Annotated in this window: 8 protein-coding genes, 1 tRNA gene and 1 pseudogene; 5 read left to right on the top strand and 5 right to left on the bottom strand. The window is 49.3% G+C overall.

What is annotated here, in order from left to right:
- The 4 genes and pseudogenes from S7335_RS10685 to S7335_RS10670 all read left to right on the top strand — a co-directional run.
- The coding region (locus tag S7335_RS10685) for an HAD family hydrolase (protein ID WP_083785068.1) at positions 1–750 on the top strand (750 nt) is incomplete at its 5' end.
- A 425-nt stretch (positions 751–1,175) separates the two neighbouring features.
- Positions 1,176–2,437 (top strand): annotated as a pseudogene (gene metK, locus S7335_RS10680) (methionine adenosyltransferase).
- 84 nt (positions 2,438–2,521) lie between these two features.
- Positions 2,522–2,983, top strand: coding sequence for a BlaI/MecI/CopY family transcriptional regulator (locus tag S7335_RS10675; protein ID WP_006455410.1), 462 nt, complete (start codon positions 2,522–2,524; stop codon positions 2,981–2,983).
- Entirely contained in the window at positions 2,980–3,843 is an 864-nt protein-coding gene (locus S7335_RS10670) for a M56 family metallopeptidase (protein ID WP_006454452.1), read from the top strand. The genes S7335_RS10675 and S7335_RS10670 overlap by 4 nt, the downstream gene beginning before the upstream one ends.
- Before the next feature lie 181 nt (positions 3,844–4,024).
- Here the strand turns inward: S7335_RS10670 and rpsN are convergent, their stop codons facing one another.
- The 5 genes from rpsN to S7335_RS10645 form a co-directional block, all read right to left on the bottom strand.
- Positions 4,025–4,327 (bottom strand): 30S ribosomal protein S14, encoded by a 303-nt coding sequence (rpsN, locus tag S7335_RS10665; protein ID WP_006457049.1) that lies wholly within the window; start codon positions 4,325–4,327, stop codon positions 4,025–4,027.
- Positions 4,328–4,412: 85 nt separating this feature from the next.
- A complete protein-coding gene (gene trpC, locus S7335_RS10660) occupies positions 4,413–5,303 on the bottom strand; it encodes an indole-3-glycerol phosphate synthase TrpC (RefSeq protein WP_038016076.1) in 891 nt (296 codons plus the stop codon).
- Positions 5,304–5,342: 39 nt separating this feature from the next.
- Positions 5,343–6,776 (bottom strand): dihydrolipoyl dehydrogenase, encoded by a 1,434-nt coding sequence (lpdA, locus tag S7335_RS10655; RefSeq protein ID WP_006454272.1) that lies wholly within the window; start codon positions 6,774–6,776, stop codon positions 5,343–5,345.
- A 54-nt stretch (positions 6,777–6,830) separates the two neighbouring features.
- The gene (locus tag S7335_RS10650) at positions 6,831–7,640 is read right to left on the bottom strand and encodes an RNA methyltransferase (RefSeq protein ID WP_006454509.1); all 810 of its coding nucleotides are present in this window, start codon (positions 7,638–7,640) and stop codon (positions 6,831–6,833) included.
- Between the two features lie 191 nt (positions 7,641–7,831).
- Positions 7,832–7,915 (bottom strand) — tRNA-Leu (locus S7335_RS10645).
- Positions 7,916–8,224: 309 nt separating this feature from the next.
- Between S7335_RS10645 and murA the strand changes: the two genes are divergently transcribed.
- Positions 8,225–9,658 (top strand): UDP-N-acetylglucosamine 1-carboxyvinyltransferase, encoded by a 1,434-nt coding sequence (gene murA, locus S7335_RS10640; protein ID WP_006456390.1) that lies wholly within the window; start codon positions 8,225–8,227, stop codon positions 9,656–9,658.
- Positions 9,659–9,858 lie beyond the last annotated feature (200 nt).

The following is a 9,858-nucleotide window of genomic DNA, read 5'->3' as shown; positions in this document are numbered from 1 at the left end:
TGGACAGAGCCCTATCCTATGGCAACCATCTACTGTCAAGCTCACAAGTTTGAACATATTCAGGCTGTATTATTTGACAAAGATGGAACGTTAGCGAATGTGGAGGGGTATCTCAAGAAAATAGGAATAGCACGCTCACGGTGCGTTCCGAATCAGCCTGCTGCCTTTCACGCTCAATTACTAACTACTTTTGGTCTGACAGCGACCGACATCGACCCAACTGGACTATTAGCAGTAGGCAGCCGTGAGGAAAATGAAGTGGCTACTGCTGCTCATATCGCTGCAACGGGTAAAGGCTGGATCGAAGCTCGGGCGATCGCTCATTCCGCTTTTTCCGAGGCTGAAGATAGGCTCGTCCCAAAAGTTGAGAAAACACCGTTGCTAGAAGGCGTACGACCTTTACTATCTCGGCTATCCCTAGCCAAGGTCAAACTTGGCATTGTTTCGAGTGATTTGCACTCGCAGGTGGCTGAATTCGTAGAGCACTATAGTCTTACTGACATTAGCTGGTACTGCGGTGCTGCTAGAGGGTTTCCGCTCAAGACACATCCTGAGTTTCTTGCCTTCGCCTGCGAGTCTTTATCCGTCAGTCCGGCTAGAACCTTGGTTATTGGCGATTCGGCTGCTGATCTAGCGTTGGCAAGACAAGGAGCTGCTGATTTTTTGGGTATGGTCGGAGGTTGGACGCGATCGCCTATCATCGCCCCGGATGTCAAAACTTTTTCGGACCTGTCACAGATTCGTTGCTAGAGTGACTGTCTTACTCTATTCATCTTCTCACTGTAGAGATCCGACTAGGGCTATTTACACAAGCAGTCACGACGATGAACGTTTCAGCTAGAAGGCTATTAGTGCTTTCGATTGGTGCAGAGATAGATGGAGTGATACGCATAGGAAGGTACCTTAGATACTATGTCAAAAAAACATGCAAGGCTTGCGTGTTTTGTCTATCCGTTTTGTGAGCCATCTCGCTGTACTTGGTCATCTTGCTGTACTAAAAAGGTCATCTTGCTGTACTAAAAAGAGGGTTGTGGCTTATCTTGTTATCACGTTGTTAACACCTTCATGCGCGATGAAGTGCGTTATAAGGTCTTGACAGTGATGCATGAAGTAAAACAAAACGACTGGATCTATCTATAAAAAGCTTCGAATCCCAGGTTAAGGAGAATTGGCTATTGTCTCGCCGCTATCTGTTTACGTCAGAATCAGTCACAGAAGGGCATCCCGATAAAATTTGTGATCAGATCTCAGACACGATATTAGACACAATGCTTGCCCTAGATCCTAGCAGTCGGGTTGCGGCTGAGGTTGTTGTCAATACGGGTTTAGTCATTGTCACTGGAGAGATTTCTTCTAGTGCCTCCGCGAATTTTGTGAAAGTTGTTCGTGAGAAGATTACCGAAATTGGCTACACCAACCCAAAAAACAACGGTTTTTCCGCTGATAGCTGCTCTGTCTTGATTGCCTTGGATGAGCAGTCAGCAGATATTGCCCAAGGGTTGACCAGGCTCAAGAAACTCGCGAACAGACTAGCGACGAACGTTGGGATGCTATTGGCGCGGGCGATCAGGGCATTATGTTTGGATTTGCTTGCAATGAAACACCAGAGATGATGCCTCTGCCTATCAGCCTTGCCCATAGAATATCCCGCGAGCTAGCCACCGTGAGAAAAAGCGGCCGGCTTGCCTACCTTGGCCCAGATGGAAAGACTCAGGTCACCGTTGAATATGAAGACGGTCGTCCGGTTGGCATCGATACTATCCTAGTTTCTACTCAGCACCAGGAAACTATTGATGATTTGAGCAGTAACGATGATGTACAGGCTCGAATCAAAAAAGATCTTTGGGAGGCGGTTGTATTACCTTCTTTTGCTGGATTGACCATTCAACCCTCGGACACAACCCGCTTTCTGGTAAATCCCACCGGTAAGTTCGTCATTGGTGGACCTCAAGGCGACTCTGGCTTGACTGGGCGCAAGATTATTGTTGACACCTATGGCGGTTACTCTAGGCACGGTGGCGGTGCTTTCTCTGGAAAGGATCCTACGAAAGTTGATCGCAGCGCGGCCTATGCTTGCCGATATGTTGCCAAAAATATTGTAGCGGCAGGTCTTGCGGATAAATGCGAGGTGCAGCTTAGCTATGCGATTGGCGTGGCTAGACCTACAAGTATTTTCGTTGAAACTTTTGGCACGGGTACTGTCTCAGATAACAAGTTGCTCGAACTCATCACTGACCACTTCGAACTGCGGCCTGCCGGTATCATTGAAACTTTCAACTTACACAAGTTGCCCGCAGAACGAGGCGGTCGCTTCTATCAGGAAGTTGCTGCGTATGGTCATTTCGGCAGAGACGATCTAGACCTGCCCTGGGAAAAAACAGACAAGGTAGCGGAGTTGAAGGCAGCTGTTAATCAAAGGGAAGCTGTTAGCGTATAACCCAATTTGTCGACAGGCTGTCAACCTGCGATATCCGTTTAGATGATAGGCTTTAGGCTCTAAGACGTTACGGCCATATCGCAGATGACTCCCTTTCCGTCGCATCAACCTCAGAACCTGAGATTAGGCCCGCTCGAGGCCGAGATTATCGAGATTCTGTGGCTACTCGGACCGGCATCAGCGACGGCTATTCATCAGCATATTCTAGAGGACATCGAACGAGAGCTGACGTATTCGTCTGTCTCGACTGTGCTAAAGCGGCTGATTAAGAAAGGTTGGGTGAGCTGCGATCGCCAAAAACGAGTTCACATCTGGAAAGCGCTCGTCAGTCGGCGTAGTGCAGAAATTCTTAAGGCGCGTCAGCAGCTACATCAGTTCTTAGCAGTGGGTAGTCCAGAGGTTGTTGCCGCATTTGCCGATACGTTGGACGACGATAGTTTAGATCAGCTTGATGCGATCGCTCAGAAGGTCAAAGCTGCTAGGGCAGCAAGAGAACAGCAGTCTCAAAAACGGCAGCAGGACCAGGAGGGAGGCCAACGATCATGATGCATCTACAGATGATCGGGTTGTCAATCGCGATCGCCGTTGTAGCTCGCGTGCTGAGTCAGTTTCTGACGGCACCTTCCTACCAATGGTCTTCACGCTGGACTCGTACTCTGACTGCTTTCGTTGCACCACCGTTGCTGCTGCTGACAACTGCGATTGCCATAGTCGTTATGGGTCCTAGCAGCTCTCATCATTTAGACGGCTGGCTCAGCTACCTTTTTTCCTTCAGTTTTATTTTAGGTGCCCTAGCTTTATGGGCAAGGCTTGGCTGGCTATCGATTAGGATACGGCATCATGCTATCCAAAACTATCCTGTACATACTATTCGCACCTCTGAGAGCACCACAGTCAGTAGATTGATAGACTCTGCGGCCGTCTACTGCGCTAGAGTCGGTCTATGGTCATCTGAGCTTATCCTCAGTCAAGGCCTACTGAACTGCTTGGATGCCGAACATCTGCGGGCAGTCCTTGCCCACGAAGCTGGACACGCCCACTACCGTGACACTTTTTGGTTCTTTTGGCTAGGCGGACTTCGTCGTCTCTCTAGTTGGCTTCCCTACACCGAAACACTGTGGCAAGAGCTAATGCTGCTTCGAGAAATTCGAGCTGACCGCTGGGCTGCTAGAAGTGTCGATACCCTCGTTTTAGCAGAATCTTTGTTAAGCGTTATTCAAGCCCCGCTGACGACTGCAGAAGAAACCTGTCCGGGATTCAGTTGGCCGACTCCACAGAGCCGTCTCAATCAGAGAGTGGATGCGCTGCTTAGCGAAGATATTAAATCACTCAGAATCCTGCCGGAACATTGGCTAGCGGTGTCATTATCGCTGACCCCGCTACTGACTATCCCATTTCATCACTGACAGGCCACTGCCGCTACTATAGCTTTGGTCACTTAGCTTACGACGAACCATAAGAAAGGGAGCTTCACCGCAATAGTGAAGCTCCCTTTCTTGAAATGTCTTCCTGGCTTTTGCTTTTTCTTAGCTTTTACCTACTCTGTTAGCTAGGCTCACTACTATTAGCTAGGCTCACTACTATACTTTACCAGCTGGACTTAACGACGCCAGGTAAAAGACCTTGGTGAGCCATATCGCGCAAGACGTTACGGCAGAGACCAAAGTCACGATAATAGCCACGGGGACGCCCTGTCTTCCAACAGCGATTATTCAGGCGAGAAGGCGCACTGTTTCTAGGCAACTGTTGAATTTGACGATGAATGGCCAGCTTTTGAGCCTGGTTAGGCGCTTGGGCAAATTCTTTGAGCAAAGCTTCACGCTTATCAGCGTACTTTGCGACTAATTTTTCACGCTTCTTTTGGCGCGCAACCATGCTTTTCTTAGCCATGAGGCAGGTTTACTTACTATTTTTATTACACAGTCTTTGATTATATGAGTATCAGCAGATTTTGTAAATGCTTATGCCTCGGCAATCAAGGAGAGAGCAATTTACCGATGGCCACGCCAGGATCAGGCTGCTTCATCAGCGATTCGCCCACCAAGATTGCTCTAGCCCCAGCTGCCGCGACCGTAGTGACATCACTAGAAGTATGAATGCCAGATTCACTGACCAAGAGGAGTTGCTTTTGGGCGATCGCATCTCCAAACTTTTCCACGACCTGCCGAGTCGTCTCTAAACTCACCGTAAAATCTTCCAAGTTTCGATTGTTGATGCCAACTAGCTCAACACCATCAATGGATATCACCCGCTCAAACTCTTCAACAGTATGAGTTTCAACTAGCGCATCTAACCCTAAGACCTTGGCAATCTTAGTGAAGTATCCGATATCTTTATCTGTCAAAATCGCTGCTATCAGAAGGATTGCATCAGCACCGGCTAGGCGAGCTTGATAGATTTGATAGGGGTAGATTATGAACTCCTTACACAGAAGTGGTAGGTCTACCGCCTGACGAATCTGACTGAGATAGGTGAAGCTACCTTGGAAAAATTCACTATCGGTCAAAACAGACAGACAGGCTGCACCGCCAGACTGATAGCTTTTGGCAATCTCGATCGGATCAAAGTCCTCTCTAATAACGCCTTTGCTTGGTGATGCTTTTTTAACTTCTGCAATCAGAGCCGGACTTTGCTTGGTTGATTGTTCGCGCAGCGCCGTGACGAAACCGCGAGTAGCCGGTAGTCCTTGTACCTGACGTTGCAAACTAGCCAAAGGCACTTTCTCCCGCAGCCTGGCGACCTCTGCCTCTTTGTGCCACACGATCTTCTCAAGAATATTACGGGGCTCCGCGTCAGGCATCTCAATTTGATATTCGAGATGTTTGACTGAGATCGGTGTGCTTGGAGGGCGGCGACGGATTTTCATGAACAGTGAAGAGTGGAACAGTGATCAACAATGTGCTACTTACGCGGTTACCTTAGCCCGCTTGTAGGCTTCGTCAAGGACTTCGGACAGCGTCGGGTGCGTGTGGACGAATTTAGATAGCTCAGTGACGGATTGCTTTTGGGCGATCGCATTGGCTGCTTCTTGAATCAGATCAGCTGCATGCAAGCCAATGATATGTGCTCCCATCACTTCGCCTGTATCCTTACGGTAAATCACCTTAGCTAATCCTTCAGTTTCACCTTCTGCTAGCGCTTTCGAATTTGCTTTGAAATAGCTGCGAACAGAAGCCACTTCATAGCCTTCTGCTTCACCTTGAGCCTTAGCCGCTGGCTCAGTTAGGCCAACAAAACTCACTTCCGGATGAGTGAAGGCCGCTGCTGGAATCGCGTTGTAGTCAACAGTGCGAGACTCACCGCAGATATTATCAACAGCCACGATTCCTTGCGCAGAAGCGGAGTGGGCTAGCATCATCTTGCCATTCGCATCACCGATCGCATACAGATGAGGAACAGGCTTGCCATCACGCAATACCGCTAGGTGCTCGTCAACCGGAATAAAGCCGCGCCGATCGGTTTCTACAGCCACCATGTTTAAATCTAGATTCTTTGTTGCCGGAATCCGACCCGTCGCTACCAAACAAGCATCGACTTCTAAGGTATCAACAGTCTCCATCGTTTTTGGATCAGCTAGCTCGATTACAACTGGCGCACCCGGCGTAATCTTTTTAGCCAGTAGCCCTACCCGAGTCTCAATATCACGAGGCTTGATCAGCACTCGCTCAGCCTGCTTAGCAATATCAGGATCAAATGTCGGCATTAGCTGGTCTAATGCCTCAATCATGGTGACTTCAGATCCGAGCGCTGTATAAACGTCTGAAAATTCTAGACCAATGTAGCCGCTACCAATAATCGCTACCCACTCGGGCAACCAGTCCAATCGTACGGCTTCATCGCTGGTATAGACCGTCTTGCCATCTGTCTCGATGCCTCTAGGCACAAATGGCACTGAGCCAGGAGACAAAATAATATCCTTGGCAGTAATGGTGCGCTCACCGCTTTCGTCTTTGATAGAGACTTTTTGCGTGCTGGCAATCTTACCCCAACCTCGAATGATATCTACGCCTAATCGAGTTAGGCTGCCGGTGAGATCACCTTGAATCTTGCCAACTAAGTTCTTGGCATGATTAGAAATCTTCTCGCGGTCAAAGCCGACCCCTGACAAGCTAATACCCATCGCCTTTAGATGCTGCTGATCGCGCATCTCGCGCACTCGACCCGAAGCTGCTAGCAGCGCCTTAGAAGGAATGCAGCCTCGGTTTACGCAGGTGCCGCCCATATCGCCAGCTTCGACAATGGCGGTCTTTAGACCGCGCTGCACCGCATGTAGCGCCGCCCCGTGGCCCCCTACCCCTGCACCAATAATTACTAAGTCGTAGTCAAATGCCAAATCCACTGCGCGCTCCTTATAGTCACTGTTATTTTCAACCGAAAGGGTTACTTTGGACAACTAGTGATCGCCACAACTAACCACTTGTCGCTGCCGCTTTGCCTCATACAGCAACAGCGCTGTAGAAATCGCCACGTTGAGCGACTCTACCTCTGGCGCCACTGGAATCTTTACGGTGACTGAGGCACAGGCCATTAGCGCATCCGAAAGCCCTGCGCCTTCGTTTCCCATCAAAAATACGGTAGGGCGCTGCAAGTCCAACTGCCAATAGTCCAGCTCAGCAGCGGCTGTCGTTGCGACTACCTGCACGCCATTTTGTCTGAGCGTGCTTGCCTGTTCCACTACATCCACGGTTGCCATCGGCATCCGAAACCACTGTCCTACCGACGCTCGTAATACCTTTGGATGGCCTAAGTCTACGCTGTCGTGACTGAGCCAGAGCCCGTCACTACCTACGCCTGCAGATGTACGGATGATCGTACCGAGATTACCTGGATCTTGAAGCGTTTCGAGGATGACACCTAGACTCACCATATCTTTAGGCCGGCCTGATTCAGCCTTCCACACGTTGCGTCGAGGTGCGATCGCAATCGCTCCATCGGGAGTGATGGTACTAGCAATAGATTTGAGGACTTCTGGGGAAACAAGTTCTACTTGATGGGATTGGGCGATCGCTTCCTCACATAGCCGCTTGTGCCTGACTTGCCAAGCTTCGGTGTAACAAAGCGTTTGCAGCGGATAGCGAACCTCACACGCTGCCTCGATTAGATGAGTTCCTTCTAACAGCAGCACCGACTGTTTTCTACGCTCCTTCGGCTGCTGAAACTTGCGAAGCTGTTTGACCGTTTGGTTTTGCAAGCTGGTGAGCATAGGCTAGATAAGTATGGACAGCAGGAAAGGCACATCAGCGAGGGGGAATAGTCGCGAGCGTCGTCATATACATTGGAGCAGCACACACCCAAAAAACTCAACACTCCTCATCAAAAGCCAATAAAAAGGCCCTTAGCTAGTAGAGCCAAGGAGCCTGCTGTTTGAAGCAATTCGTCAATTAAACAAATTTATGCGGAACCCGGGACTTGAACCCGGAAGTCCTTGCGAACACTAGAATCTGAATCTAGCGCGTCTACCAATTCCGCCAGTCCCGCACAAAATAGTCAGAAACGTCCTATAAGCCAAACGGTCTATGGGCGTATTGACAATCGCTGTATAGCTGCGATTAACAATAATCTAGCAGTGAGGGCCATCCGTCAACAACCAAGCTTTTCTTCCCCCCTTTCTTCCCCCTTTCTTGGCCTCTTTAAGCCTTTTCCAGACAAAGACTTGGAGCGCATTAGCTTTGATAAAAGTATGATTTCCCTACGCAGGCGGTGAAATTTCAAATTAATCAGGAGAAAACGAAGAGTTTCGGGTAGAATCCATACCAAATTGTCCCAATCAATTTTTCTTTACCTTTTATGGAGGGCAATCCTATCGTCATCTCTAACTTATCAATCAAGGACCAGTCCGCTGACACCCAATCACAGCCTGTATCAGAATCTGTCATCGAGATTTGGGGTGATACTAAGCTGAGCGGTCACATTCCAGTGAGCGGTGCGAAAAACTCAGCTCTAGTGGTGTTGGGAGGCGCACTTCTATGCTCACAGACCTGTCGTATTCGCAATATTCCAGATCTTATGGATATTGGTCGAATGGCAAGTGTCTTAGAAGCGCTGGGACTCAAAGTCCATCGAGATGGAGATACTTTGGATATAGACGGTAGCCACATTAGCCATTCCAAAGCACCCTACGACATTGTTAGTAAGCTACGCGCGACCTTTTTTGTGATCGGTCCTTTACTAGCCCGCTTGGGAGTAGCTCGCATACCGTTACCCGGCGGCTGTGCCATTGGCGCTCGTCCCGTTGCCCTTCATATTCGCGGTCTTCAGTCGCTTGGTGCACATGTTCATATGGACCACGGCGTTGTCCATGCCTATGTCCCTGGCGCTAGCGGCAAGCTCAAAGGAGCCAAAATTTATCTAGACTATCCCAGTGTTGGCGCGACCGAGACCTTGATGATGGCCGCAACGCTAGCTGAAGGCGAGACTGTGATTGAAAATGCTGCCCAAGAGCCAGAGGTCGTTGATCTTGCTAATTTCTGCGCTGCTATGGGGGCCAAAATCTCTGGCGCCGGGACAAACACCATTGTGATTACAGGTGTACCTAGCTTACATGCTACCGACTACAGCATCATTCCAGATCGAATTGAAGCGGGCACTTTCTTAGTGGCTGGTGCCATCACTCGTTCAGAGATCACGGTCGGCCCTGTCGACCCAAACCACCTATCGCCGCTGCTATCAAAGTTAAGAGAAACCGGCTCTAAGATCGAGATCGAAGCTAACAACAATATTCGGATTTCTCCTGGAGAGAAAATTGTACCTGCTGATATCCAAACGCTACCTTACCCAGGCTTTCCAACAGACATGCAGGCCCAGTTTATGGCGTTGCTGACTCTTGCAGAAGGGAGTAGCATGGTCACAGAAACGGTATTTGAGAACCGACTACAGCATGTTGCTGAATTCAATCGGATGGGCGCAGATATTAAGGTTAAAGGCGACTGTGCTATTGTCCAAGGAGTCGCTTGCTTATCTGGCGCTCCTGTGACTGGCAGTGACTTGCGTGCCTCAGCAGCGCTAGCGATCGCAGGTCTAGCAGCTAAAGGAAAAACCACACTTCATGGTCTACACCATCTAGATCGCGGCTACGAAAGATTTGAAGAAAAGCTCCGCAACGCTGGCGCACGCTTGCAACGTATTCCTCTTGACGAGGCCGATACGGCTACCCAACCTATCCTAGAGGCACCCACGACAGCTAGTGTATCTGCGGCGGCGGTATCTGATGTAGCCAATTAGCGTAGTCAATTAAACGGCCCTGTAAGGCGCACCCTACCACCTAGAAGTCATGTCAATTAGAAGTCGTGTCGATTAGAGAACGTACTGAAGTCGTACCCAAAGAGGCGTTTCTCTAGCCTGAAGGTAATCGAATTGCTAAAAATCACTGATATCGGAGTAGCTCGCTATACTAGCGGAAACCTCTAGTATCAGTGATTTTA

The sequence above is a fragment of the Synechococcus sp. PCC 7335 genome, from assembly GCF_000155595.1.
GTDB lineage: Bacteria > Cyanobacteriota > Cyanobacteriia > Phormidesmidales > Phormidesmidaceae > Phormidesmis.
This window is presented reverse-complemented; position numbering and strand designations above follow the sequence as displayed.